Origin of the sequence: Nannocystis sp. RBIL2, assembly GCF_026626745.1 — a bacterium.
In the GTDB taxonomy this organism is placed as follows: Bacteria; Myxococcota_A; Polyangia; order Nannocystales; family Nannocystaceae; genus Nannocystis.
The window spans coordinates 2725851-2752103 of the sequence record NZ_JAPNJW010000002.1 but is presented as its reverse complement, the minus strand read 5'-3'; the positions used below and the strand labels follow the sequence as shown (position 1 = coordinate 2752103).

Annotated in this window: 19 protein-coding genes; 14 read left to right on the top strand and 5 right to left on the bottom strand. The window is 72.7% G+C overall.

Annotated features, from left to right (window positions below):
• The first annotated feature begins 8 nt into the window (after positions 1-8).
• The 3 genes from OV090_RS36070 to OV090_RS36060 all read left to right on the top strand — a co-directional run bounded on the left by OV090_RS36070 (position 9) and on the right by OV090_RS36060 (position 4219).
• Complete coding sequence (locus OV090_RS36070) at positions 9-1349, top strand: radical SAM protein (RefSeq protein ID WP_267709254.1); 1341 nt, start codon at positions 9-11, stop codon at positions 1347-1349.
• A gap of 128 nt (positions 1350-1477) precedes the next feature.
• Entirely contained in the window at positions 1478-1936 is a 459-nt protein-coding gene (locus OV090_RS36065; protein WP_267709253.1) for a hypothetical protein, read from the top strand.
• Between the two features lie 174 nt (positions 1937-2110).
• Positions 2111-4219: an SBBP repeat-containing protein gene (locus OV090_RS36060; RefSeq protein WP_267709252.1), complete on the top strand. Its 2109-nt coding sequence runs from the start codon at positions 2111-2113 to the stop codon at positions 4217-4219.
• 91 nt (positions 4220-4310) lie between these two features.
• Here the strand turns inward: OV090_RS36060 and OV090_RS36055 are convergent, their stop codons facing one another.
• Positions 4311-6047: a hypothetical protein gene (locus OV090_RS36055; protein ID WP_267709251.1), complete on the bottom strand. Its 1737-nt coding sequence runs from the start codon at positions 6045-6047 to the stop codon at positions 4311-4313.
• Positions 6048-6222: 175 nt separating this feature from the next.
• Here OV090_RS36055 and OV090_RS36050 point away from each other — a divergent pair, with 175 nt between their 5' ends.
• The 6 genes from OV090_RS36050 (at position 6223) to OV090_RS36025 (ending at position 13404) form a co-directional block, all read left to right on the top strand.
• Complete coding sequence (locus OV090_RS36050) at positions 6223-7002, top strand: hypothetical protein (protein WP_267709250.1); 780 nt, start codon at positions 6223-6225, stop codon at positions 7000-7002.
• A 303-nt stretch (positions 7003-7305) separates the two neighbouring features.
• Entirely contained in the window at positions 7306-8100 is a 795-nt protein-coding gene (locus tag OV090_RS36045; RefSeq protein ID WP_267709249.1) for a polyphosphate polymerase domain-containing protein, read from the top strand.
• Positions 8097-8780, top strand: coding sequence for a DUF4956 domain-containing protein (locus OV090_RS36040; protein ID WP_267709248.1), 684 nt, complete (start codon positions 8097-8099; stop codon positions 8778-8780). The genes OV090_RS36045 and OV090_RS36040 overlap by 4 nt, the downstream gene beginning before the upstream one ends.
• Positions 8780-10909, top strand: coding sequence for an HlyD family efflux transporter periplasmic adaptor subunit (locus OV090_RS36035; protein ID WP_267709247.1), 2130 nt, complete (start codon positions 8780-8782; stop codon positions 10907-10909). Before OV090_RS36040 ends, OV090_RS36035 begins: the two co-directional genes overlap by 1 nt.
• Positions 10894-12219: a TolC family protein gene (locus OV090_RS36030; protein ID WP_267709246.1), complete on the top strand. Its 1326-nt coding sequence runs from the start codon at positions 10894-10896 to the stop codon at positions 12217-12219. The genes OV090_RS36035 and OV090_RS36030 overlap by 16 nt, the downstream gene beginning before the upstream one ends.
• Positions 12220-12276: 57 nt before the next feature.
• Complete coding sequence (locus OV090_RS36025) at positions 12277-13404, top strand: lamin tail domain-containing protein (protein WP_267709245.1); 1128 nt, start codon at positions 12277-12279, stop codon at positions 13402-13404.
• 104 nt (positions 13405-13508) lie between these two features.
• Here OV090_RS36025 and OV090_RS36020 read toward each other — a convergent pair whose 3' ends face one another.
• Positions 13509-14951, bottom strand: coding sequence for an amidohydrolase family protein (locus tag OV090_RS36020; RefSeq protein ID WP_267709244.1), 1443 nt, complete (start codon positions 14949-14951; stop codon positions 13509-13511).
• Positions 14952-15323: 372 nt separating this feature from the next.
• On the opposite strand from OV090_RS36020, the gene OV090_RS36015 reads away from it, so the two are divergent.
• Both OV090_RS36015 and OV090_RS36010 read left to right on the top strand, forming a co-directional pair.
• Complete coding sequence (locus OV090_RS36015) at positions 15324-15935, top strand: class I SAM-dependent methyltransferase (protein WP_267709243.1); 612 nt, start codon at positions 15324-15326, stop codon at positions 15933-15935.
• Between the two features lie 280 nt (positions 15936-16215).
• Positions 16216-18594: a hypothetical protein gene (locus OV090_RS36010; RefSeq protein ID WP_267709242.1), complete on the top strand. Its 2379-nt coding sequence runs from the start codon at positions 16216-16218 to the stop codon at positions 18592-18594.
• Positions 18595-18741: 147 nt separating this feature from the next.
• Here OV090_RS36010 and OV090_RS36005 read toward each other — a convergent pair whose 3' ends face one another.
• The 3 genes from OV090_RS36005 to OV090_RS35995 are packed head-to-tail and all read right to left on the bottom strand — an operon-like array spanning position 18742 to position 21727.
• Complete coding sequence (locus tag OV090_RS36005) at positions 18742-19608, bottom strand: hypothetical protein (protein WP_267709241.1); 867 nt, start codon at positions 19606-19608, stop codon at positions 18742-18744.
• A gap of 8 nt (positions 19609-19616) precedes the next feature.
• Positions 19617-21014 carry an ATP-binding protein gene (locus tag OV090_RS36000; RefSeq protein WP_267709240.1) on the bottom strand — a complete coding sequence of 466 codons (1398 nt, stop codon included), beginning with the start codon at positions 21012-21014 and terminating at the stop codon, positions 19617-19619.
• Positions 21011-21727: a response regulator transcription factor gene (locus OV090_RS35995; protein WP_267709239.1), complete on the bottom strand. Its 717-nt coding sequence runs from the start codon at positions 21725-21727 to the stop codon at positions 21011-21013. The genes OV090_RS36000 and OV090_RS35995 overlap by 4 nt, the downstream gene beginning before the upstream one ends.
• A 281-nt stretch (positions 21728-22008) precedes the next feature.
• Here OV090_RS35995 and OV090_RS35990 point away from each other — a divergent pair, with 281 nt between their 5' ends.
• From OV090_RS35990 to OV090_RS35980, 3 genes are all read left to right on the top strand, one after another.
• Positions 22009-23013, top strand: a complete 1005-nt coding sequence (locus OV090_RS35990; protein ID WP_267709238.1) for a hypothetical protein — start codon at positions 22009-22011, stop codon at positions 23011-23013.
• Between the two features lie 102 nt (positions 23014-23115).
• Complete coding sequence (locus OV090_RS35985) at positions 23116-24102, top strand: hypothetical protein (protein ID WP_267709237.1); 987 nt, start codon at positions 23116-23118, stop codon at positions 24100-24102.
• 27 nt (positions 24103-24129) lie between these two features.
• A complete protein-coding gene (locus tag OV090_RS35980) occupies positions 24130-26166 on the top strand; it encodes a PEP/pyruvate-binding domain-containing protein (RefSeq protein ID WP_267709236.1) in 2037 nt (678 codons plus the stop codon).
• Positions 26167-26253 lie beyond the last annotated feature (87 nt).

Sequence of the window (26253 nt, the reverse complement as noted above, 5' to 3'; positions counted from 1 at the left end):
CGGTCGCCATGGGACTCCAAGACGTCCGTCGTCGCCTGCCGATCGTCGACTCGCTGCCCACCCCGAAGACCCGCGCGATCCTGCCGCTGGCGCCCGGCGAGACGCCCAGGCCGCGGCTCGCGGTGTGGGAGTTCACGCTCGCCTGCGATCAAGCGTGCCTCCACTGCGGGCCCCGGGCCGGGCACCCGCGCGGCGACGAGCTGAGCACCGAGGAGGCGCTGCAGCTGGTCCGCGATCTCGCGCGCATGGGCGTCGGCGAGGTCTCGCTGATCGGCGGCGAGGCCTACCTGCGCAACGACTTCCTCCTGGTGCTGCGGGAGATCCGGACCCAGGGGATGCTCGCCAGCATGGTCACCGGCGGCTACAACCTCACCCGCGCGCGCGCCGAGGCGGCGGTGGAGGCCGGCCTGCTCCTCGCGGGGATCTCGATCGACGGCCTCGAGCACAGCCACAACCGCGTGCGCAACACGCCCGACAGCTGGCGGCGCGCCTTCGCGGCCCTCCGCCTGCTGCGCGAGGCGGGCTGCCAGGTCAATGCCAACACCCAGATCAATGCGTATACCCGCCACGAGCTGTTCGAGCTGCTCGAGCTGCTCGGCGCCGAGGGCGTGCGCTCGTGGCAGCTGCAGATCACCGTGCCGCACGGCAACGCGGCCGACCACCGCGAGCTGCTGCTGCAGCCGTACATGCTGCTCGAGCTCTACGACGTCCTCGACCCGCTGATCACCCGCGCGGCCGCGCTCGGGATGTCGATCTGGCCGGCGAACAGCCTCGGTTACTTCGGCCCGCTGGAGCGGCGGCTGCGGGCGCCGGTGATGAAGAAGACCGGCCACTACAGCGGCTGCCAGGCGGGCTCGTCGAGCATCGGCATCGAGAGCAACGGCGCGATAAAGCCGTGCCCCAGCCTCGGCGGCGAGGTGAACATCGGCGGCAACATCCGCGACTACACCCTCGAGCACCTCTGGCACAACACCGCGCAGCTGTCCGGCCTGCGCCAGCGCACGCGCGCCGATCTGTGGGGCTACTGCCACGATTGCTATTACGCCGAGGTCTGCCTGGCCGGCTGCACGGCAGTCTCCGAGCCGGTCATGGGCCGCCCCGGCAACAACCCGTTCTGTCACCACCGCGCCGTCGAGATGGACCGCGCCGGCCTGCGCGAGCGCATCGAGTTCGTGCGCGCGGCCCCGGAGGTCGCGTTCGGCACCGCGCTGTTCCGGGTCGTGCGCGAGGCCAAAGATCCGGAGCGCCGCGCGAGCGAGGGACCGGTGGCGATCGAGGAGCCCCGGATCTCCCGCGAGCTCGAGCGCACCGGCCCCGGACGACCGCTCGATCCGGCGTCCGGCGCCTGACGGTCAATTCGACGCGCTCCGGTTCCGCGAGCGCCCGAGCTCATGGGCGCCCGTGGGCGCCCATGCATGCATTCGCTCTCGCGGTCGAGGCTGGTGTCGGCGCGCTGCCTGGATTACCGTGCGAGGCGATGGCATTCCCGACCGCAGTCAACGATCAGATCACCGACGAACTCGTCCAGACGGCCACCAGCGCGGGCCTCGAGAGAGACACCGCCCGCAGGGTGGTCGAGACGATCCTCGACCATCTAGCGAGCCGGGACGTCCTGCTCAAGGACCCGGGCAATTCCGGCGGAACGCTCGGGCAGGCGCCCGCGGGCGCGCCTGCTGCGGGCGCCGCCGCGACAGGGACCCAGAGGGCGGACGCGGAGGGCTACGTCCCCGGCATCACGCGCGGGCTCCTCCAATTCATTCACATGTGCGCCCTCCGCCTGCCCGGAGACCCCTACTCGCAGAATATCGTGTCGGTGTTCAACAACACGTTGTCGCCGACCGTGGGCTCCTGGACCTTCGGACAGATCTCGGACGAGGACTGCTCCAATGCAGTGACCACAGCGCTGCAGGATTGTCAATTCTACGACGGTACATAGGCGCTCACGCAGCGGCCATTTCGGGCGGCGCAGGCGACACGGCGTGCGCAGGTCGGGGGACCCCTCATCCGTGAGCGCCCGGGGCGCAGGCGAGCGCGCGGACGCGGATCGGAAATTCGCGTCCGTCCGCAATTTAAAAGCGACCCGGCGGCAAATGCCTCGGTGGAGACCTCCATGCACCTTCACCTGGATTCGCTTGTTCGCGCGGGGCGTCCTGCGTCGACTGCCCGGCTGTTCGCGGCGCTCGCCGCCCTCGCCACCCTGGGCGTCGCCCCGGACGCCGCTGCGGCGCCGTCGCTCGAACGCAACTGGGGCACCTACTTCGGCGCTCCCGGCGATGATTTCGCCACCGACATCGCGCTCGACGCCGCGGGCAACGTCTACGTCATCGGCCACACCATGAATGTCGGGCTCGCCACCCCGGGGGTCCACCAGTCGGAGCCCGGCGGGCTCCTCGACGCCTTCCTCGCCAAGTTCGACTCGACGGGCGAGCTCGTGTGGGCGACCTACTTCGGCGGGCCCGGTCTGGAGTGGGCGCGCGGCCTCGCGGTCGGGGCCGACAGCGTGGCGATCGTCGGCATCACCGACTCCTCGACCGCGATCGCCACTCCCGGCGCGCTCCAGCCGGACCTCGCCGTCGGCGAAGAGGGCGGGGAAGACGGCTACGTCGCCGTGTTCACCCTCGACGGCGCGCTGAATTGGGCCACCTATGTCGGCTCGCCCGCGGTGTACGAGTGGGCCAGCGCGGTCGAGATCGACGACCAGGGCTCGGTGTACGCCGTCGGCTACCTCGGCGGCGACGCGCCGGGGCTCGGCACGCCCGGGGCGCACCAGCCGGCCTACGGGGGCGCCGGCGGCAATGGTTTCCTGGCCAGGTTCACGCCGCAGGGCCAGCGCGAGTGGGGCACCTACTACGGCAATGCCTCCGGGGGCGGGATTTTCTCCAGCGTGTCGCTCAACGCGCTCGGCGAGCTCTACGTCGGCGGCGGCACCTTCGCCCCCTCGAACGCGATCTCCAGCGAGGGCGCGCACCAGAAGAACTACGGAGGCGGGGGCGACGACGCGATCCTCGTGCGCTTCAACCTCGACGGCACCCGCGCCTGGGGCACCTTCTACGGCGGCACGATGCAGGACCTCGACGCCACCGTGGCCGCGCTGCCGCAGGGCGGGGTCGTCCTCTCGGGCTACACCATCTCCAAGAACAACATCGCCACGCCCGGCTCGCTCAAGCCCGAGGGCGACGGCTCGGACGGGTTCGTCGCGCGCTTCGACGCGGACGGGAATCGCCTCTGGGGCACCTATTACGGCCACAGCTGGGCGCAGACGGTCGGCAAGGTCGGGGTCGACGCCGTCGGCTCGATCTACCTGTGCGGCCACACCAACTGGGCCGACGATTACGGCACCCCGAACGGCTTCCTGCCGACCCTGCAGGGCGACACGGACGCCTACCTCGCCAAGCTGAACGGCGACGGCGCGCTGCAATGGGGCAGCTACTACGGCGGCGCCCTGTACGACGGCTGCAACCGCACGGTCGTCGGCGCGGACTACCGCGTGCACATCGTCGGCATCTCCGAGTCGACCAGCGGGATCGCCACCCCCGGGGCTCACGACGAGGAGTACCTCCCGGGCGGCTGGGACAGCTTCATCGTGCAGTTCGCCCAGCCGATCGGTGGCGCGTGCGCGAGCACGGACGACTGCGACGGCGGCCCGTGCGTCGACGGCGTGTGCTGCGACAGCCCCTGCGGCGACGGTGCCGACGACTGTCAGGCCTGCAGCGCGGCGCAGGGCGCGGTCGCCGACGGCGTGTGCTCGCTGCTCGCCGCCGACTTCGTCTGCCGCCCCTCCGCCGCGGCCTGCGACGCCGCCGAGCTGTGCTCCGGCGATTCCATCACCTGTCCCGAAGACCAGCAGGCCGCCGACGGCGAGCCCTGCGACGAGGGAGTGTGCGACGCCGGCGTCTGCATCCCCGAGGACACGACCGGCAATGACACGACCGGCAATGACACCACCGGCGATGCCACCACCGACGATTCGAGCGACACGGGCGAAGCCACCGGCGAGCCGACGAGCGGCGAGCTGCCGACCACCGGCCAGCCCGGCACCACCGACGATCCGATCGACGACACGAGCAGCGGCTCTGGCGGCGACGCGACCGGGGCCACGACCGGGCAGCCGCAAGAGGGCGAGGGCGGCTGCGGCTGTCGTAGCGACGGCGGCGCGGGCGGTCTGCTCGCCGCTCCGCTCATGCTCCTGCTCCGCCGGCGCCGGCGCGCGAAGCCCTGACGGCGCATCTCGTGCGTGTCGAGCTCCTGCTGCGACGAGCGTCGCCGCCCCGCGGCGTCGAGCAGCGGCGGAGCCGGGATGACGCGGAACGCTAGTCGCCGAGCGCTTCCCGGAGCGGCATGCCATCCGGGCCCAGCGCGCGGGCGAGCGCTGCGATCTCCGCGAGCCTCGCGTCGAACTCGGAGGTCGTGATGAGCCCGTCGTCGTAATGGGTCCGGATCTTGGCGAGGTCGTGGAGGGCCGACGCTGCGGCGGATCGCGCGGCGGCCAGAGCCGTCTCGTCGGCGCCCGGTGTGTCGAGGATCAGCGTCGCGGCGCCGAGGTCGCCGGAACGGGCGCGCTCGGCCAACCAGCCGAGCGCGCGGTCGCTGGCGCTCGCGGACCGCAGAGCGGCCACGACCGCCGTCGTGCTGGCCGTGTCGTCGGCGAGCAGGATGGGCAACGCTTCGAGGTCGCCGAGCGCGAGGCGAATGCAGGCACGGTCGGTGCCGGCCAGGAACGGGACCTCGGGCGCGGGGAGGTCGCGCAGCGCGGCGCGGGTCGGCCCGTCGATCCGGATGGCGGACGTACACAGCGCCTCGGCGACGCGCCGGGCGGCGATAGCCAGCGCTTCGTCGCTCTCGCCCTCGCGGAGCCAGCTCTGCGTCACTTCTCGGGCGGCGATAGCCAGCGGGTCGTCGCTCTCGCCGTCGCGGAGCCAGCTCCGCGCCGCCTCTGCGGATAGCCCGAGCGCCCGGGACACCGCGAGGTCCGGCGCGTCGGCCGGCGCGACCGGCGTCACCGCCAACTTCGCGTGGAGCGCCCGCTCGACCACCGCGATCGGGTCGTGCGGCGACAGCTGCCAGGCGGGCGCGCCGATGGCGGCCAGCCGGCACGCGAGCACGGCCTCGAGGCTGGCGACCCTCCGCGGCGGCGGCCCGCCGTCGAGCCACTCGGCGACGTACAGCGCGTCGAGGCTCGGGCAGGCGACACGGAGGGCGAGGGCGATCGGGGCGGCCAGCGGCTCTGTCGCGCCCCGCAGCGCTCGGCGCAGCGCCGTACGGCGGTCGTGGGCTCGACCTGCCGCCCCCCTCAGCGCGTGGGCGGCGAAATGTTTGTGGGTCCGCGCGAGCGGGGCGAACGGCTCGGGTCGGCCCTCCGCGAGCGCCGTCAGCACCTCGTCCGCGGCGGCGTCCGCACGCCCCTCGCCCCACCGCCGGCGGGTCATCGACAGCCACGGCGCGAGCGCCTCGGCGAGCTGCCGCGCGAGCGCCTCCTCCAGCAAGTCGAGCTCGGACGAGTCTCCCGCGCGCAGCGCCGCGAGGGAGCGCGCCTCCAACGTCGCCAGATCCGGCAGCTCCACGGCTTGCTTCGGGACGGCTCCGACCACCGCGTCGGCGAGGGTGCCCCCGTGGTGCTTCGAAGCGAGGATCCGTCCGCGGTCGAGCGACGACGGCCAGACATCCAGCCGAGCCGGATCGCTCAGCGCCGGGAGGTCCTTCGGCATGACCTCGTACAGCTCGTGTAGCTCCGCCCGCAGGAACATGGACGGGGCGCCCTGCAGCGCCGCCTCGATGGAGCGCAGGCCGAGCGCGTGCCGGCCGGCAGCGGCGCGGATCTCCGGGCCCCGGCGGCGCAGCCGGTCCAGCGCGGCGTCCGAGCGGGTGATCAGGGCGAGGCCGTACGGGCCCATCACAGCGTCCCCGGGCGCGAACAGGAGCCACCACGCGACCGGGACGAAGCCCCTGGCCCACGCGACGAGGGAATCCGCCGGGTCACGGGGCTCCGCCAGGTCACGGGGACGGGGAGCGGCGTGGGGCGTGAGGCGGAGGGAGAGATCGATGCCCATGGGCGCGCCGAAGCTACCACGGCTCCCATGCTTCGAGTGGCGGCAGTCCTTCGAGCTCAGGGCGTCAATCGACGCGACGACCGACACGACCGGCACGACCACTGGCCGCTGCGGCGATGCCGATCGCATCGAGACGCGTGCACCGTGCAGTGAGGTAGGATGAGCGCACCTGCCGATGCCGCGCGCTGCTGCTGGCCCCGATTCGACCGACCCCGTGAGCAACGTGGTGGCGGCGCTTTACTTCGCGCCGGCGGTCAAGCCGGCCGACCTGCTCGCCCGCCTGCGCGACAGCCTCGCGCCGCTCGCCGCGGCGCTGGGCGGCCCGGTCGGGCCCGATGAAGAACTCGACGCCGCCATCCTCGCCGGCGACTTGAAGCAATTCGAGGCAGCCGGCGAGCAGGTCTATCTCCGCTGCCCCGGTCGGGCGGGGACCGTCGACAGCTTCGGCGTCATGTTCGGCCGCACCCGCTCTGCCTCGCGGCTCTACTTCAGCGTCCGCGCCGGCCTGTTCGAGCCCGAGGAGGTCCGAGAGGTGTGGACGCGGACGGTGACCGTGCTGGCCGCGCTGGTCCCGACGCTGCGGCCGACGTTCGCGCTGGCCAACGGCACGGCCGACGAGGAGCTGACGCCCGTCCTCGTGCCGCTCGCCGACGTCCGCCGCGGTCGCCTGCCCGCGTTCGTCACGCCTTACACGTTCGTCCACGAGGCGCTCCTCGAGGCGGCGCCGCGCCAGCGACTCGCGGAGGCCGGAGCGCAGATCGAGCGCCGCGGCGACGGCTGGCAGATCGCGTTCGTCCCCGACCTCGAGGCTTCGCCCTCGCGCGACCTGGTCAAGGCCATCGCTTCGTGGCTCGGCGTCCGGGACGGTTACCTTCAGCGCGGCCTGCCCGCCCCGGCAGCGCGCCCGCAGCAGGGCACCGAGCCGCGCAAGGCGAGACGTCCGGCGAGGTCTTGAGCCGGCCAGGCTCGCAGTGCTCGCATTGCGTCATCGCTACGTATTGCGGCACCGGCTACTGACATTTCGACCCGCCTCGCCTGCGAATGTTGCCGTGCTGTCCATGGTCGCGGGAGCCGATGCCCACGCCGGAGTCCGGGCGGCGCGGCAGCCTGCTCGACACACTTCGACACAATCCCGTCACGAGCGCGACACCCCCCGGTCACACGCTCCGCTAGACCTGCCGGAAGCGAACCAGGGCCGAGATGTCCATCCTGATCGAGCATCACCGCGATGTCGCTGTTCACGGCGCGGAGGCCCACGATGTCTGCGCGTGACGCCAACGTCATCGAGCGGCGCGAGTTCAAGTACCTCGTCGACCCGCTGACGGCGGCGCGGCTGCGGGCGGCGATCCAGCCGTTCTGCGAGATCGACCCGTGGGCGGCCAAGAACCCGCGCGGGCGCTACACGATAGAGAGCGTCTACCTCGACACGGAGGCGCTGCGGCTGTTCTGGGCCAACGAGCACGAGCAGCTCGACCGCGTCAAGGTGCGCGTGCGCGGCTACGCCGAGGCGCCGACGGCCCCGGTGTTCTTCGAGGTCAAGCGCCGCGTCAACGACGTCATTTTAAAGACCCGCGGCAAGGTTCCGCGCGACGCATGGCAGCGGCTGGTCGCAGAGCCCGACGCCGAGATCGATCCGCGGGTCGGCGGCAAGGATCGCCGGGCCGTCGAGCGCTTCCTCGCCATCGCCCGCGGCATGCACCTGCGGCCGTTCACGGTGGTCCGCTACGAGCGCGAGCCCTGGTTCAGCCGCATCGACGACTACGCGCGCGTCACCTTCGACACGGTCATCCGCGCCCAGCCGACCGCGCTGCCGACCTTCGCCCTGCCGGAGCGCGGCTGGCGGGCGCTCGACGACGCGGTCACCATGCGCACGCTCGACTCGCTGATCGTCGTCGAGCTCAAGTTCACGACGCAGGTGCCGCTGTGGCTGGTGCGGATCGTCGAGCGCCTCGGCCTCTGCCGGCGCTCGTTCTCCAAGTACGGCACCTCGATCCGCGCCTTCTACGAGGCGCCCTCGCTGCGCCGCCCGATCGCGGCCGGGGGGTGGCGATGAGCGGCCTCGAGGGCTGGTCCGCGGGGCTCGCCGAGCCGATCGCGCTGCGCTCCGCGGCGCTGTCGCTGCTGCTCGCGTTCGGCCTGACGCAGGCGATCGCCGCGGTCTACGTGTGGACCTTCCGCGGCATGTCGTACTCGCAGGGCCTGGTCCACTCGATCGTGCTCGGCAGCATCATCGCCTGCACCCTGATGCTGGCGATCGGCGGGAGCATCGCCGCAGGGCTGGGGATCGCCGGCGGCCTGGCGATCGTCCGCTTCCGCACCGCGCTCCGCGATCCTCGCGACATGATGTTCGTGTTCGCGGGCCTCGGCGCCGGCATCGCCGCGGGCCTCGGCGCCCACGCGGCGGCGCTGTGCGGCGCGGCGCTGTTCTGCTTCGCGGTCGGATCGCTGACGTGGGTCGAGTTCGGCAGCACGCACCGCCTCGACGGCCTCTTGCGCTTCCAGCTCCCCGCCGACGCCGACGAGGCCGCGGTCATGGCCCTGCTGCGCCGCTACACCCGCTTCGTCGCGCTGGTGACCCTGCGCGAGGTGGCCCAGGGGGCGGCGCTCGAGCACGCCTACCACGTGCGCTTCGCCGATCCGCGGCGCCGCGTCGCGCTGGTGCAGGCGATCGAGGCGCTGCCCGGGGCCCAGGATGTCTCGCTCCTGCTGCAGGAGCCGACGGTGGAGCTGTGATGTCGCTGCGGGTCCTGCGGACGCGTATCGCCCCCTGGGGCCTGTGGTGCGCGACGATGGCGAGCGTCGCCTGGCTGTGGGGCGACGTCCACGACGAGGCGGCCGTCGGCTTCGTGCTCGCCGCCGAGTACGAGCTGGCGACGCCCGAGCCGGCGCGCGTGGCCGCGGTCGCGGTGGCGCCCGGGCAGCGGGTGCGCGCCGGCGACGTGCTGGTGTCGCTCGACGCGCGGGCGATCGACGCCGAGCTGGCGATCGTCGCCGCCGAGCGGGCCCGCCTCGAGGCCGAGCTCGGGGCGGTCCGCGCCGAGTCGAAGGTGCGCGTCGGCGACACCACGCGGGAGTTCGACGAGTCGGTGGCCGCCGCCGACGTGGCCTTGAGGACAGCTCGCGCCGAGCGCAAGGTCGCCGCCGCCGAGTACGCCGCGCTGTCCGAGCAGGTGGCGACTCTGGGCGGCCTGGTCGAGCAGCGCATGGCGGACCGCCGCGAGCTCGACGCGCTCAGGGTCGAACACGTGGCGCTCGAGAAGCAGCTGCAGACCGCCGACGCCCTGATCCCGCAGCTCGTCAGCCAGGCCGCGGCCGCGCGGGCCAGGCGGGCCGCGCTGCCGGCCGACGCCACGGAGGCGGCGCTGCGGCCGGTCCAGGCCGAGCTGGCGGTGATCGAGCGGCAAGAACAGCTGCTGGCGGTCCGCCGCGAGGCGATGACCCTGCGCGCCGCGGTCGACGGCGACGTCGCTGCGGTGCACCTGCAGGCGGGCGAGGTCGCCGACACCGGCCTGCCGATCGTCACGCTGGTCGGCGACGCCACGGCCGCGGAGGTGCAAGTGTGCCAGCGCGAGGCCCAGGCCAGCCGCGGCCGCGCGGGCGAGGCCGTACGCGTGCGCCCGCGCGGCTCTGACGGCGCCGAGGCGGCGGGTCGGGTCGTCCGCGTGGCCCCGCGAATCGCCGAGCTGCCGCCGCGGTGCTGGCGTGACCCGAAGCTGCCCGAGTGGGGCCGCGAGCTGGTGGTGCGCCTCGACGAGCCGCTCCCGCTGCTGCCCGGCCAGGCGGTCGCGGTCCGCTTCCTCGGCGAGGACGCCGGGTCCGCGGCCGCGACGACGCTGTCGCAGCGCGAGGTGTCGGCGGCCGCGACGACGCTCTCGCCACGCGAGATGACGGGCGAGGCGAGTCCCGGCGCTGCTCCGCGAGTCGTGTCGACGAGCCCGAACCCGTCGCTCGAAGCACCGAGCCCGCTGGTCGTGCCGCCCGCGCTGGCCGCCCGCACGCGCTTCGAGCCGTCGGCCCTGACCTGGTCCGCCCGCCGCGACCGCTTCGTGATCGCCAGCGACGACACCGGCCTGGCCGACCGCGACGAGCACGCGCCGTGGCTGTTCACCATGGACCGCCACGGCCGCCTCGACGCCTCGCCGCTGGTCGTGTCCGGCATCGACGGCTTCAGCGATCTCGAGGCCATCGCGCCGGCGCCCGAGGACGGCCTGTACGTGCTCGCCTCGCAGAGCCGCAGCCGCAAGGGCAAGCGCCCGGCCGCGCGCCAGGTGTTCGCCCGCATCGCAGTGACCGCCGGCGGCGCGACGCTCGAAGCGTCGGTCTCGCTGGCGGAGCAGCTGGAGCGCGACCCGGCCTTGTTGGCCGCGCTCGGCCTCGCGGACACCGCGGAGCTCGACCTCGAGGGCATGACCGCGACCGCCGGCGGCGGCCTGCTCCTCGGGCTCAAGCAGCCGCTCGACGCCGAGCAGCGCGCGCCGATCTGGCACCTGCCGCACCCCGACGCGCTGCTGGCAGGCGCGACTCCCTCGGCCGCCGGTCTGCGCCGGCTCGGCGCGGTGGCGCTGCGAGTCGAGACCAACGGCGGCCCCGTGCCCGGGGGGATCAGCGAGCTGCTCGAGCTGCCCGACGGCTCGCTGCTGATCGCCGCCACCGCCTCGGGCGCCGACCCGCAGCGCCAGGACGGCGGCCTGTGGCACGCCGCGGGCATCGACGACCTCGCGCACGCGCGCCTGCTGCGGCGCTTCCCCGGGCTCAAGCCCGAGGGCCTCGCGCTGCGGCCCGACGGGCAGGCGATCGTCCTCGTATTCGACACCGGCGCCGCCGCGCCGGAGTGGATGGAGCTGCAGTGGCCCGCGCCCTGAGCCTGGCCGGCGCCGTCCTGCTCGGCGCCTGCTTCCACGCGCCGGCCTACGCCCCGGAGCGCTCGCTCGCGGTCCTGCGCGCGCTCGAGGCTCCCGCCGAGCCTTCGAGCTCCCCCGCGTCGATGCCGGCGCGCGCCGACGGGGCGCTGACCGCCGACGAGGCCTTCGCGCTGGCCGTGGCGAACAACCCGGACCTCGCGGTCGCCGAAGCCGAGGCGGCAGTGGCCGCGGCCGAGGTCGACGTCGCGCGGCAGCTCGACAACCCCTCGTTTCGCCTTACCAACTTCCGCTTCGCCGACGCGCTCGCCGGCGCCCCGCAGATGAACCTCGGCGTGCGCGTCCCGATCCCGCGCCCGGGCACGGTGCGCACGCGGGTCGCCGCGGCCCGGCTCGCGGCCGACGCCGCCGAGAGCGACGCGGCGGCCGCCCGTCGCCTGCTGCGGGTGCTCGTCTATCAACGCTTCGCCCAGATCGCCTGGCTGCGCGCCGACATCGACGAGCTGACCCGCGCGGCCGCGCTGTTCGAGGCGCGGCGGGCCGAGATCGGCGCGCGCGTCGAGCGGGCAGTGGCCACCCGCGTCGATCTCGCGGTCGCCGACCTCACCCACGCCGAGGCGCTCGAGAAGCTCGGCCGGCTGCGCAGCGAGCTGGCCCGCGCCGAGGCCGAGCTGGCCCGCGCTCTCGGTCCCGGCGGGCCGCGGCGCTTCCACGCCGACGCGGCCGAGCTGCAGGCGGTCGCCCGCGTCCCGAGCCGCGAGGACCTGGTCGCGCGCGCCGTCGATTCGCGCCCCGAGCTGCGCGCCAGCCAGGCCCGCGTCGCCGAGGCCAGGGCCGGCGTCCACCTGGCCCGCAGCGCCGCGTGGCCGTGGTTCGACTGGGTGCAGGTCAACTACTACGTCGGCCCGACCGCGACGCCGGCCTCGTTCGGCTTCGGCCTGGCGCTCGATCTGCCGCTGCTGAGCTGGAACCGCGGCGAGGTCCGGGCCGCGCGCGCGCGCGTGCGCCAGCGCGAGGCCGAGGAGCGCGCCGCCGCGGCTCACCTCTCGGGCGAGCTCGACGAGGCGATCGCGCGCCTGCAGGCCGCCGACGCGCGGGTGGCGGAGATCGAGCAAGTCCTGCTGCCGCGCGTCGAGGACGCGGCGCGCGAGGCCGCTGCGGCCCTCGCCGCGGGCGCGGTCGATCCGCTGGCCGCCAACGAGATCGAAGGTCGCCGCGTCGCCGCGCGCCGGCAACACCTGGCGGCGCTGTTCGAGCGGCGCAGCGCAGCGCTGATCCTCGAGGCCGCAGTCGGCGCGCAGCTCGACCTCTGACCTCGATTCACCGCGAATCATCACACACTCGCTCATTCCTCACACCGGAGCCCTCGTATGATTCACCGCCTCCTGTCTCGCACGCGCACCACCCTCACGCTCGTCGCGCTGGCGCACGCCGCCTGCGGGGGCGACGGCGGCGGCAGCGAGACCGATCCGACCGGCAGCGACACCAGCGGTGCGCCCCCGGCCGCCGGCGCGCTGCGGCTGAACGAGCTGACATCGAAGAGCCCCGCAGAGGGGCCCTACGCGGGGATGGGCGACGCCATCGAGATCGTCAACCCCGGCGCCGAGGCGGTCGACCTCTCGGGCTGGAAGCTGTCCGACGACCCCGGCCTGGCCGCCGACAAGACCTACGAGTTCCCGGCCGGCACCACGCTCGCGCCCGGCGGTTATCTCGTGGTCGTCGCCTTCGACGAGCTGACCGGCGCCGGCGACTTCCCGTTCGGCATCTCGTCGACCGGCGCCGAGACCCTCTCCCTGGTCGACGCCAACCAGACCCTCGTCGATCAGGTCGACGTCGACGGCGCGCGCGCCCTGGTCTCGTATTGTCGGGTGCCCGACGCCGACGGCGAGTGGGGCAACTGCGTGCAGACGCTCGGCGCCGCCAACGTCGTCGCGCCCTCGACCTGCGGCGACGGCAAGATCGAGGGCGACGAGGCCTGCGACGGCGCCGACCTCGACGGCCTCGCCTGCGCCGACCTCGGCTTCGCCGGCGGCGCCTTGACCTGCACCGCGATCTCCTGCCGCCTGGACGCCACCGCCTGCGATTCGGGCGCCGAGGTCGTCATCAACGAGCTCGAGGCGGTCGACGATCGCATCGAGCTTCGCAACGCCGGCGCCGCCGCGGCCGACCTGTCCGGATGGATCCTCACCGACCGGTTCGCCCCCGCCTACGACCCGGCGAGCGACGCCGAGAAGCTGGTGTTCGCCCCCGGCACCGAGCTCGCGCCCGGCGGTTACCTCGTGGTCGCCAAGGGCGACCTCGCTGGCCAGCACCCCTTCGGCCTCGCCAGCGACGGCGACGGCGTGACCCTCGTGCGCGCCGACCTCACGCCCGCCGATCACGTCACCTACGGCCCCGAGCAGGCCGAAATCTCGTACTGCGCGCTGCCCGACGGCCCCGGCGGGGCATGGACCGCCGACTGCATCCCGACCTTCGGCGCCGCCAACTCCGCGCCCTGAGCGAGTCACTCGTCACCGACCGCTCGTCGTCGTGGGCTCGATGCGAATGCTTGCGACCTGAAGGGCGATGACCTCACTGCGGCGCTGTCACGCGTCCGCGGGTCCTATCGCCCGGAGCCCGGCACCGTGTTCTTGTAGATCACGCCGTCCTTCATGATGACCAGGAAGTTCCGGCCGGGGTCGGCCACCAGCCGGATGTCTTGCAGCGGATCGCCGTCGACCAGCAGCAGATCGGCCAGCGCGCCTTCGGTGACGACACCCAGTTTGCCGGGGTAGGGGTTGCGCGGTCCGGACATGGCGAGCAGCTCGGCATTGGTCGACGTGGCCATGATCAGCGCCTCCGCGGGCGTGTACCAGCGCGTGAGATCGGCCAGCATGGCGCCCTGCCGCTCGGCCAGCGCTTCGGAGAACAGGATGTCGGTGCCGAACGCGGTCTTGATGCCGTACTTCTTCGCCAGAGTGTAAACCCTGTCGGTCCCGCTCACCACCTGCCGCATCTTCGCCTGCTCCACCGGCCCCAGCGCCGCGGCGCCGCTCAGGTCCAGGAACGGCTGGGTGCTCAACCATACGCCCTTCTGGGCCATCAGCCGCGCGGTGGCGTCATCCATCAGATGCCCGTGCTCGATGCATTTCACCCCGGCCGCGATCGAGCCCTGGATCGTGGCCGACGTGTAGGCGTGCGTGCAGACGTAGGTCCCCCAGTTCTGCGCCGCCTCGACCGCGGCGCGGAGCTCCTCCTGAGTGAACGTGGACACGTCGAGCGGACTGAACGGCGACGCCACGCCGCCGCCGGCAGTGAGCTTGATCTGCGTCGCGCCCCGCATGAACTGCTCGCGCGCACGCAGGCGCACCTCGTCCGGGCTGTCCGCGACAGCGCTGCCGCCGATCTGCTCGCTCCGCGACACGGGGCCGCCCAGAGTCCGCGGTAGCTCGGAGAGCTGGCGGAAGTCGCCGTGGCCGCTGGTGACGGTGATCATCGCCCCGGACGGATAGATGCGCGGTCCGGGCAGCAGGCCGTCGTCGATGGCCTGCTTCAGCGCGAAGCTGGGGCCGCCCATGTCGCGCACGGTGGTGAACCCGCGCATGAGCGTGGCAGTGGCTTCGGCCGCGGCCTGAAGATTGGTGTAACCGATATCATTGGTCAAAATCGCCGCCGGCGTGGGCCGGACCAGCATCACGTGCCAGTGCATGTCGCTCAGGCCCGGCATCAGCACGCGGCCCGCCGCAGGGATGACGGTCGTGCCGGGTTCGGCGGCGATGGGCGCGGTGGAGATCCGTTCGATGACCTTGTCGCGCACCAGCACATGGGAGGGCGCAGACAGCGTGGCGCGCCGGCCGTCGAAGATGCGCACGTCCTGGAACAGGGTCAGCCGAGCCGGGGCCGCGACTGCGCTGGGGCCGGGCGCCGGCTGCGGTGAATGTGCCAGGCCCAGCTGTGTCGCCGCGAATGCGAGCACCGCCAGGACACCGAGGATACGCAGCGCGCGCGAGGGTCTCGGACGGGCGGAGCCCCGGGGCGATGCGTCGGACGGGTGGATCGAACTCATGGTGCGCGCTGCAATCGTCGAGTCGGCTCTCTCGTCGTTCGAAGCGACCGACTGCTCGGCTTCGCCGGCTGCTCCGCGGGGCGAACGTGGGCGAATGCCGAGACCCCGCAAGTTCGCCCGGGAGCGGCGGCTGAATCGCCCGGGTCTGGCTCGGCGTCCCGCTGGGCGGGCTCAGCGCGAGCGAGCGAGCCGCCCGATTCGAGTCCATGAAAGGCGGGGCCGGCGCAGCAGATTTTTTCTTCACCCGATCCTCCGTCACCTAGCGATGGGGGTGCATGGATTTGCCGCCGCACCCGAGTTGTCCTGTTGGCAAATTGTCAACGGGTTGGCAGCGCAGTGCGGCGCGACCACGGGCCAAGCTATGTTGGCGGCATGACGACGCCACAGTCCGAACGCTTCCCCGACTGGGAGACCCTGTACCGCCAGCGGCCCGGCGAAACCCTGCCCTGGTACTACGCGGACCTCGACCCCGACCTCGAGGCGGCGTTGCGCGACCACGGGCTCGCGCGCGGGCGGTTGCTCGACCTCGGCACCGGCCCGGGCACGCAGGCGATCGCCCTCGCCGCCCGCGGCTTCGATGCGACCGGCAGCGACCTGTCGGCGACCGCGGTGGCAAAGGCGACCGAGCTCGCGCGAGCGCGCGGGGTCCCGGTGACCTTCGTCCAGGACGACGTGCTCGCGTCGCAGCTGACCGGGAGCTTCGACGTGGTGTTCGACCGCGGCTGCTTCCACGTGATCGACCCGGCCCGGCGCGGCGACTACGTCGACGCGGTGGCGCGCTGGCTCGCGCCGGGGGGGCTGCTGCTGCTCAAGACCTTCAGCAGGCTGCAGCCCGACGACGCAGGTCCGCACCGATTCTCGCCCGAGGAGATCCGCACGACCTTCGCGCCGCGCTTCGAACTGCTGTCGGCGACCGAGACCGTGTACCAGGGCACGCTCGACCCGCTGCCGAAGGCCCTGTTCAGCGTGCTGCGACGCGTCTGAGCGCGCCGACAGTCCTGGCCCGACGCGGGCAGCCTCCGTGAGATCGTCTCGAACCGCTCATGGTTCTTCGGCCAGGAGCGAGACGAGCGAATCGCTAGTACAGCCGGCCCGAAGTTCTCCAGGGTTTCATGCGAGCTGCTCCGTCTGCAATCCATCACGGTCTCGTCGAACACGTGCCACTCCGGCGTGGGCGGCCTCGCCCTTCTCGCTGTGGCTGGCGCTGGCCTGGCGCGGCCGACAGCCGAGACGGCGCTGCGTGGATCGCGGTAACGTCGCCGCCATGGACGAGCGACGTGGCCAGCACGGCGGAGAACCGGCGAGGACGAGGCGAAGTGTTCCGGGCGCGGCAGTCATGCTCGCGGCGGCCCTCGCGTGCAAGCCCGCCGCGGTCGGCACGACGTCGCCGACGGTCGCGCAGGAAGTCGCGGCGAAGCGCCGCGCCGACCCCGAGCTGCAGGCGATGGCCGACCGCCTCGACCCCGGGCCGCAGCGTCCGCTCTCCGAGCTGATGCCCGCCTGGCTCAAGAGCCAGGTCGATGCGGCGCTGCCCGGCGACCCGAAGTCGCCGAAAGCGCTGGCCGAGGTGCGCGAGGCGTTCGCGGCGTGGGACAAGGTCAAGACCAGCGACCCGCAGGCGATGCTGCAGGGCGGGCTGGTGTTCGCGCGCGGGCTGGTGCTGGCCGAGCGCGCGGTCCTGGCAGGCAGCGACGACCCCGAGCTGCTGGCCGCGCTGGCGAAGGCCTACCGCGTGGTCATGCTGCTGAAGATGTTTCGCCACAGCGGCGTGTTCGAGCAGCTGCTGAGCATGGCGGTCGAGCTGGCGCGCGCGCAGGGCAAGGCCGAGACGCCGAGTGTGGAGGAGGTGCTGGCGGTGGCGGCCGACGTCGTGCAGCGGGCGCCCGACCTGCAGCGCCACACGACGGCCCGGCTGCTGCGCGAGCACCCGGGCCACCCGACGGTGAGCGAGACGCTGCTGCGCGCGAGCCAGACAGAGCTCGAGCTCGAGCGCTGGCCCGAGGCGATCGACCTGCGCGCACTCGCGGTCGCGCGCAAGGGCGAGGGCGCGACCGGCCCCGACTACGTCGAGCTCGCGGCGGTCCGCTACAAGGGGCTCGACGTCGAGAACGCCGACAAGGCGCGGAAGGATGCCGAGGCGCGCGGGCCGGCAGAGCCAGGCGAGGACAAGGCGGCCGCGTTCAAGAAAAAGCTCGCCGAGCTCGACGCGTTCGCGGACGCGGCGCGGCGCGTGCTGGCGCTGACGGACGCGCCCGGGCTCGCGGAGCAGGACGAGCGCGGACACCTGCTGCTGAAGCTCGGCCACATGAGGGACGCCGAGGCGATCTTCGTCGCGCTGCAGAAGGCCCACCCGAACGACGCGCGCCCGCGCACGGGGATGGCGATGCTGCGGATCCACCGCGACCTCGACTTCTTCGGCGGCGCCGACGAGATCCGCCCCGCCCGCAAGATGACCGGCCGCGACCGGCTCTACTACGAGGTCGCGCTCGGCACGGTGCCGATGATGCTCTTCGGCAAGATCATGACGCAGATCGCGGAGGCGCCCGGCCAGCCCATCCCCGGGCTCGCGGCGCACTTCGAGGAGATGCTCGAGCTGGCCGCAGGCTTCCGCGAGTACGACCCGGCGCGCGCGGCGGTGCTCGAGGTGCTGTTCACGATGCTGCGCGACGCTATCCCGAAGTACATGGCGGACAAGCGCACGGCGGTGTTGGTGGCGGAGATGCGCAAGCTGCCGGAGAAGGCGCTGGCGCTGACGAAGAAGTTCCCCGAGTCGCGCGATGTGTGGCGACTGGCGTTCGCGTCGACGCGCCTGAACACCGACGCCGCCAAGGCGAAGACGCTGGCGACGGCGCGGCTGCCGGCGTCGCTGCAGCAGGATTCGGACCTCCGCCTGCAGCAGGCGCGCGCGCTGGTCGACATGGCGCTGCTGTGGGAGGACCGGACGCTGCTCGCCGCGGCGGCCGAGGCGGCCGCGAACCTGCCGGCGGAGGTCGACGCCGACACGGCGGCGATGACCCGTGCGACCATCGACGCGGTCCTGGGCTTCCAGGGCGACAAGGCGGCGCTGCAGCGGGCAGTCTACACGTTCGCGGCGGTGGCCGAGCACAAGACCGGCAAGGACCAGGCGCTGGCGCTCAACAACGCGGCGATGGTGGCGGGCCACGATCTAGGCCCGACCGCGGCGATGCCGATCCTCGAGCGTGCCTACGAGGCCGACCCCGAGCACATGGCGCCCCGCTACAACATGAGCGCGCTGATGTTCGCCAAGAATGCGCGAGAGGGCCTGCCCGAGGTGTTCGCCATGGTGGTGGAGCACGGGAAGATCGGCGGGCTCCGCCTGCACGCGCGCGCGTGGCTGATCGCCCTGGCCGAGGCCGGGCTCGGCGACGTCGCGGCGACGCGCCAGGAGTTCGCGGCCGCCCTCGCCAAGGAGCGGGCCGAAGAAAGCCGCGGCCGCCTGCAGCTCGGCCGCTGGGGCGTGCTCGATCAAAACGACTTCAATGTGTCGCTCGACTACTCGACCACGGAGGGCCTGACGCTGCTCGATGAAGTGGTGACGCGCTGGTGGCTGTTCGCGCCGGCGCCGACGATGGAGGCGCTGCTGGTGAGCAAGCCGGGCAAGGCGAAGGCCGCGAAGCCTTGATGTGTTGGAAAGAGCATGTCCGCCAGAGCGCTGGGGGCCGCTCCCGCGCCTCCCGCGACGAGCTGCTCGAGCTGCTCCTCGGTGGCTTCGGCTGGACCCTCTCGGAGAGGGTCTGGCAAACCCCTGGAGAACTTCGGGTTGGCTGTACTAGTCGCAATCGACGCGGTGGATCGCCGCGCCCGCGCCCTCGCCGACGCTGACCCAGGCCTCGCCGTCCGGCGTCCACGCGATCGCCTCGCCCTGCGCCTCGTCGAGCTTCGGCCCCGCGCAGCCTTCACCGGCCAGCGCCGACGCGACCGACTGCTCCGGCCGCTTCGTATAATTAAAAACGCCGCTGCGCGTGCGCAGGAGCACCGCAGTCCCGTCGGGGTGGACGTCGCCGCCGGTGATGCGCGCGCTGCCCGTGGGCGGCAGCACGCTGCCGACCAACTCCGCGGTGACGCGCTCGCCGGGCCGCAGCGGCAGCGCGTAGATCGACGACGGGCCGCTGTCGACCTTGGTGATCACGGTGACTTCGCCGCTCTCCGGATCGATCAGCAGCGCCTCGGCGTCGTGCGGGCCGTCGGGGTATTCAAAGTAGAGGCGCTCCGCCGGCAGCACGCTGTCGACCAGCTGCACTGGCTCCGCGACGCGGTAGATCACGAGGGCGTCGCGCGCGAGCTCGTTGTCGCCGATATCGCCGATGTACAGGCACTGGCCGGCGGGGCAGGGCCCGCGAGCGATGTCCTCCCAGTCGACGTGCGGCACGTCGAGCGTCAGGGTCGCGCGCAGCGAGCCGTCTTCCGCCACCGCGAACAGCCGGGCGGCGTCGCCCGAGTCGTTGTGCACGTACCACACGCCCGGGTGCGCCGCGCTGGCCGCGATCCCCGAGGTCTCGCGGATCTGCGGATCGCCCAGCGCCCCGAGCACCACCGGCGCAGCGCACTCGCTGCACTCCTGCGCGCCCGACGAATCACCGCACCCCGCGAACATCATCACGCCCCACGCCGCTCCGGCGATCCACGCATGCGTCATTCGTCGCCTCACTCCTGCGCCGCGGTCCGCTCGCAATGCAGCGCTTGCGCCGGCAGGAGCTCGCCGCGGGCCCGGGGGATCCGCAGCGTCACCCGCGTCCCGCGGCCCGGCTCGCTCTCCAGCGCCACGCTGCCCTCGTGGGCGAGGGCGATCCGCTGGACCAGAGTCAGGCCGAGGCCGACCCCGCCGGTCATGCGCGTGCGGCTGCGGTCGGTGCGGAAGAACGGCGTGAACACCTGCACCTGGTCGGCCGCGTCGATGCCGATGCCGGCGTCGGCCACCTCGAGCACCACCTCGTCGCCCTCGGCCGCCGCGCGCAGCGTGATCGGCGAGCCGGGCTCCGAGTACTTGCGGGCGTTGTCGAGAAGGTTGTCGAGCGCGCGGCGCAGCAGCTCGGGGTCGCCGTCGACGTACAGCGGCTCGTCGGGCGCGGCGATCGTGACCTGGCTGTTCGACCAGGCGCTAGCGAAGCGCCGCCCCGTCCGGTGCACCAGCGCCGCGACGTCGATCCGCAGGCGCTGCATCGCAGTGTGGGAGCCGCCCGGGCGCAGCGACGCCAGGTCGAGGCTGGCCGTGCGGAGCACGTCCTCGACCATGCGCTCGAGCTGCGCCAGGTCGTCCTCTGCCAGGCGCAGCTCGGTCCGCGCCGTCTCCGGGTCGCTCTCGGCCGCCAGCTCGAGCGCGACCCGCAGCCGGGCCAGCGGCGTGCGCAGCTCGTGCGACACGTTGGCCAGCAGCTCGCGCTGCGACCGGAGCAGCTCGGCCACGCGGTCGGCCATTTCGTCGAACACGCGCCCGAGCAGCCCGAGCGGCCCGCGCGGCGCCAAGCCGACGCGCACCTGGACGTCGCCGGCCCCGAACGCCTGCGCGGCGCCGACCAGCCGGCCCAGCGGCTCCGACAGCCGCCGCGCCAGCAGCACCGACAGGCCCGCCAATACCGCCAGCACCACCGCGACCGTCGACACCCCCGGGCGCGGCGGCGGCGACAGCTGCAGGCGCGCCACGCCGAAGCCGACCAGACCATCCTCGGCCCGCAATGGCACGATGACCCGCGCCGGCCCGTCGATGCGCTCGGTCCGCGACAGCGTCGCCAGCCGCTCGAACGGCAGCTGCGGCGGCGTGCTGCCGCGGGTCGCGGCCAGCAGCGCGCCGTCGCGGGAGAACAGCGCGAAGTGATCGGTCGTCGCCGCGCTGGCGCGGTCGACCGCCGCCTGCAGCCCGCCCGGCTCGTCCGCGTGGGTCGCCAGCTCGCGGATGATGTGCTCGTGCAGGCGCATGAAGTTCGGCGGCGCCGGGTGGCGCGACATCCAGAACATCGCCGCCAGCGACAGCACCACCACTGCCTGGGTCAGCAGCGCGAGCGCCCAGATCTGCGCCGCCAGGCGCCACGGTCGCAGCGGGTTCACGCGCGCGTCCCCTTGGCCAGCATGTAGCCGACGCCGCGCACCGTCATCAGCAGCTGCGGCTGGCGCGGGTCGTCGCCGAGCTTGCGGCGCAGGCGAGACACGTGGGTGTCGATCGAGCGGTCGAACGCCTCCTCGGCGGACCCATGGACCAGGTCGAGCAGCTGCTCGCGCGTCAGCACCCGGCCGGCCCGCTCGGCCAGCGCGTACAGCAGCGAGAACTCGAAGCTCGTCAGCGACACCGAGACGCCCTTGTTCTCGACGTACAGGTTGCCCGGGTCGAGCACCAGGCCGCCGACCCGCAGCGCGCGGTTGCTCGGCCCGAGCTGGCCGCGCGAGCGCCGGACCACCGCGCGCACCCGGGCCAGCAGCTCGCGCGTCGAGAACGGCTTGGTCACGTAGTCGTCGGCGCCCGACTCGAGGCCGAGCACGCGATCGGCCTCGGTCCCGCAGGCGGTCAGCATGATCACCGGGACGTCGCTCATCTGTCGCAACGAGCGGCACACGTCGATGCCGTCGCGCTCCGGCAGCATGACGTCGATGAGGACCACGTCGTAGCGGCCGCGCATCGCCTCGTCGAGCCCGCGGGAGCCGGTGACCTCGTAGCGCGTCTCGATGCCGTGCGCGGCCAGGTAGCGGGTCGTCAACTGGGCCAGCCGCTCGTCGTCTTCGATCATCAGGGCGCGGACGCCTGCGCCGCCGCTCGCCTCGGTCATGCGCTCAAGATAGCCGAAAGCCCTCACCCACGCCGGCCGACACAATCGGACACAATCGGACATACCCCGGGCAATCGCGCGGCGTAGCCTGGGCTCATCCGTCTCCGAGGCGCCGCGATGCTGGTCTCACGCGCTGATGTGCCGCGATCCGTCGCGCGAGTGTTCGCGGCCGGCGGCGTCGCGGCCGCCGAGCGACGGTCGACGCGGCTGTCATCGATCGATCGTTCGCGCCACCCATTGCTCGCGGTGCCGGTCCTGCGGCTCACGCCTCGCACCACGCCATGAAGCTCGTCGCACGTTTACCCCGGTCCGGACGGCGCGCCTCGCTCGCGGTCGTCCTCTCGACAATCGCCGTCGTCGCCTGCGGCTCGCCGTCGCAACCCTCCGGCGAGGACACCAGCGACGGCGGCGAGACCACGACGAGCGGCGACACCACCGGCGACGCGGAGGTCCTCGTCGGCAGCTTCCAGATCTTGCTCGCGGCGGAGGACGGCAAGACGACGGTGCTGGGCAAGGTCTACGACGGCCCGACCCCGAACGCGATCGTGTGGGAAGAGGACGCGAGCGCCGGCGATTGTCGATTGCTGACCCCGCGGGTCCCGTTGTGCAGCACGCCCTGCGGCGGCTCCGCGGTGTGCGTCGAGGACGAGACCTGCCAGGCCTACCCGACCGCGGGCAGCGTCGGCACGGTCACTGTCGAGGGCCTGCGCACCGAGGCCGGGGCCGCGTCCTTCACCATGGATCCGATCGCCGACACCTATCAGCCCGGCGGCAGCGTCAAGCTCGTCTACCCGCCGTTCGGTGAGGGCGATCCGATCACGGTCACCGCGGAAGGCGACGCGCTGGGCGGCTTCAGCGTCGAGGCCCGCGGGATCGCCCCGCTGGAGCTCGTCACCGCCGGCATCGAGCTCGCCGCCGACGTCGCCCTCGCGCTCGCGTGGGAGGCCGCCGCCCAGCCCGAGCTGTCGACGATCCGCGTCAAGCTCGACATCAGTCACCACGGCGGCACCAAGGGCACGATCGTGTGCGCCACCGCCGACGACGGCGAGCTCGAGATCGCCGCCGACCTCGTCACCGACCTGCTCGCGCTCGGCGTCGCCGGCTTCCCCTCGATCGTCGTCACCCGCGAGCACGTCGGCGCCACCACGATCGCCCAGGGCCGCGTCGAGCTGGTGGTCGGCGCCAGCGTCGAGCGGTCGGTCACCATCGAGGGCCTCGTGTCCTGCAACGACGACAGTCAGTGCAGCGACGGCCAGACCTGCCAGCCCGATCTGACGTGCGCGTGACGACGCTCCCATCCATCTGCCTGCGGGCACGAAAGGAATTGATTAAAAATGACGAGACGCAATCCACGGAGCCTCGCGCTCCTCCCCGGAATTTTGCTTTGCGTGCTCGGCTGTCCGAGCGACGGCGGCGATACTGCGAGCAGCGAGACGGACGCGGCGTCCACCACGAGTGACGTCACGGGCACCGGCGACGCCACCGGCACGAGCTCCGCCGCCACGAATGACGCGCCGACGAGCGCCGGCTCCACCAGCGATGCCCCGACGAGCGGCGCCTCCGAGAGCGGCGACGGCTCGACCGCCGCGAGCACCGACGATTCGACCACCACCACCGGCGCGGTCCCCAGCGAGCCGTTCAGCTTCTTCGTCACCAGCCTCAAGGCCATGCAGGAGCTCTCGGGCAGCCAGCAGGGCTTCGGCGGCGACCTCCGCTTCGGCGAAGAGGGGCCTGGTGCCGGCCTCCGCGGGGCCGACAAGATCTGCGCCGCGATCGCCGAGATGAGCATGCCCGGCGCCGGCAGCAAGCCGTGGCGGGCGTTCCTCAGCGCCAGCGCCGACGAGAACGGCGAGCAGGTCGACGCCATCGACCGCGTCGGCGACGGCCCCTGGTACGACAGGCTCGGGCGCCTGGTCGCCGCCGACAAGGACGACCTGCTGGCCGAGCGGCCCGTCGGCGCCGACTCGGCGATCCAGGACGACCTGCCCAACGAGGACGGTGTGCCCAATCACCAGCCCGACCCTCTGCAGGACCCTGTCGACAATCACGACACCCTCACCGGCAGCGGCACCGACGGTCGCCTCGAGAGCGCCTCGTCGACCTGCCTCGACTGGACCTCCGCGGCGGGCGAGAGCGACGTCGACGGCAAGCCCATGCTCGGCCACTCCTGGCCGCGCGGCGGCGGCGGCGGCGGCCCTGGCCCGGGCCCTGGTCCCGGCGACATGGACGGCACGCACTGGATTCAGTCGCACAGCGCATCCGGCTGCGCCCCGGGCGTCAACATCGTCGAGATGGGGCCGTCTCCGCCGGGCGCCAACACCGTCGGCGCCGGCGGTGGTTACGGCGGGATCTACTGCTTCTCTCGGGTGCCCTGATTCAGCGGCGACGCGCGGAGGACGGACATGTCACATCGCTCTCTCCCGATCCTCGCCGCGCCGATTTTCGCCTGCGCGGCGCTGTCGAGTTGCGGCGGGCAGGGGGACCTGGTCGGCCTGCCCGAGCGGTGCTTGCAGTCGGGCGACGCGGCCCCCGAGTTCGCGCGCCAGATCGGCTGCCTCGCCGACTTCCAGGCCCTCGCCTCGGTGCCGCTCGACGCCAACCTGCCGGGCGCGCGCTCGGTCAAGGTCGTCCAGGACCACGCCGACGCCGACGCCCTGTACTTCCAGAACAGCGCCCTCTACCCGATCCACTACGAGTTCGTCTCCACCCATCTGTCGGGCGACCCGCTGCCGGTGGTCCCGCAATTGGCCGAGTTCAACGCCACCGAGTATTACAGCCCCGAGCGGCGCTTCACCCTCGGGGCCGTGACCTGGTACGAGGAGCCGAAGGTGTGGGCATTGGAGCTCTCGCCCTACGATTCGGCCTCGGCCGAGATGATCGCGGCGCTCTGGCGCGGCGTCGCCGCGGACTCGTACTTCGGCGGGTCGCTCTATTTTCACCCGACCTCGGAGTCGATCGCGGTCGAGGCGGAGCGCCTGCCCGCCGACGTCCCGGTGATCACGACCGACCAGATCTACGCCGAGATCGACTACCAGCCGCTCTCGCTCGGCGCGGGCATGGGCCGGCTGCGGTTCATGACCGCGGAGCAGCTGGCGAGCGAGTACGTGTCGTACCAGGACATCCTCGTGCTCGACGAGGCCCCCAACGACATCAGCGTGGTCCAGGGCCTCGTCACCGAGCAGTTCCAGACCCCGCTGTCGCACGTCAACGTGCTCTCGCTCAATCGCAAGACCCCGAACATGGGCCTGCGCGGGGCGACCACTAATGCCGAGCTGCGGGCGCTCGAGGGCCGGCTGATCGAGCTGACGGTGGACGCGGCGGCGTGGCGCGTCCGCGAGGTCAGCGAGGCGGAGGCCGCGGCGTACTGGGAGGCGCACCGGCCCGAGCCGGTCACGCTGCCGCCGCTCGACCTCGAAGTCACCGAGCTGGTCGACATCGAGGACGTGACCCCCGAGCCGGCCGACGGCGAGTCGCTGCGCGACGCGATCAAGACCGCGGTCCTCGCCTTCGGCGGCAAGGCGGCGCAGTACTCGATCCTCGCCCGCACCGAGGGCGTCCCGGTCGCCAGGGCGTTCGCGGTGCCCGTTTATTACTACGACCAGTTCATGCGCGACAACGGCTTCTACGAGCGTGTCGACGCATTGCTCGCCGACCCCGCGTTCGCCACCGACGCCGCGCTGCGCGACCAGGCGCTGGCGGCCCTGCGCGCCGAAATGGCCACAGCCCCGCTCGACGGCGCGTTCCAGGCCGCCCTCAAGGCCAAGTTCGGCGCCGACTACCCCGGCCAGAAGATGCGCTTCCGCACTAGCACCAACAGCGAGGACCTCGACGGCTTCCCGTGCGCCGGATGCTACGAATCGCACACCGGCGACCCGGCCGACTGGAGCGACGTGCTCGACGCGATCCGCGAGACCTATGCCAGCATCTGGCTGTTTCGCACCTTCGAGGAGCGCAGCTACTACGGCATCGACCACCGCTCGGTCGGCATGGCATTGCTCGTACACCCGAACTTCGGCGACGAGGAGGCCAACGGCGTCGCGGTCACCGCCAACCCCTTCGACCCCTCCGGCCTCGACCCCGCGTTCTACGTCAACGTGCAAGCCGGCGGCGACGTCGAGGTCGTCGCGCCGCCTCCCGGCGTCACCAGCGATCAGTTCCTCTACTTCTTCGCGCAGCCGAACCAGCCGAGGTCGTACATCACGCACTCGAGCCTGATCGACGCCGGCGAGACGGTCCTGTCGGTGCAGCAGGCCTATCAGCTCGGGGTCGCGCTGGGCGCCATCCACCGCCGCTTCTCGCCGGCCTACGGGCCCGGCGCCGGCAATCACGGCTGGTACGCGATGGACGTCGAGTTCAAGTTCGACGACGTCGCCGACCCGTCGCAGCCGCCGGCCCTCTACGTCAAGCAAGCGCGACCGTACCCGGGCCGCGGCGATTGACTGCGCGCTGCGATCGCTGCCGGGCGCCGCAATCGATGCGGCGAGCGTGTATCCACGCTCGCACACGCGCCGGCCATCCTCTGGTAA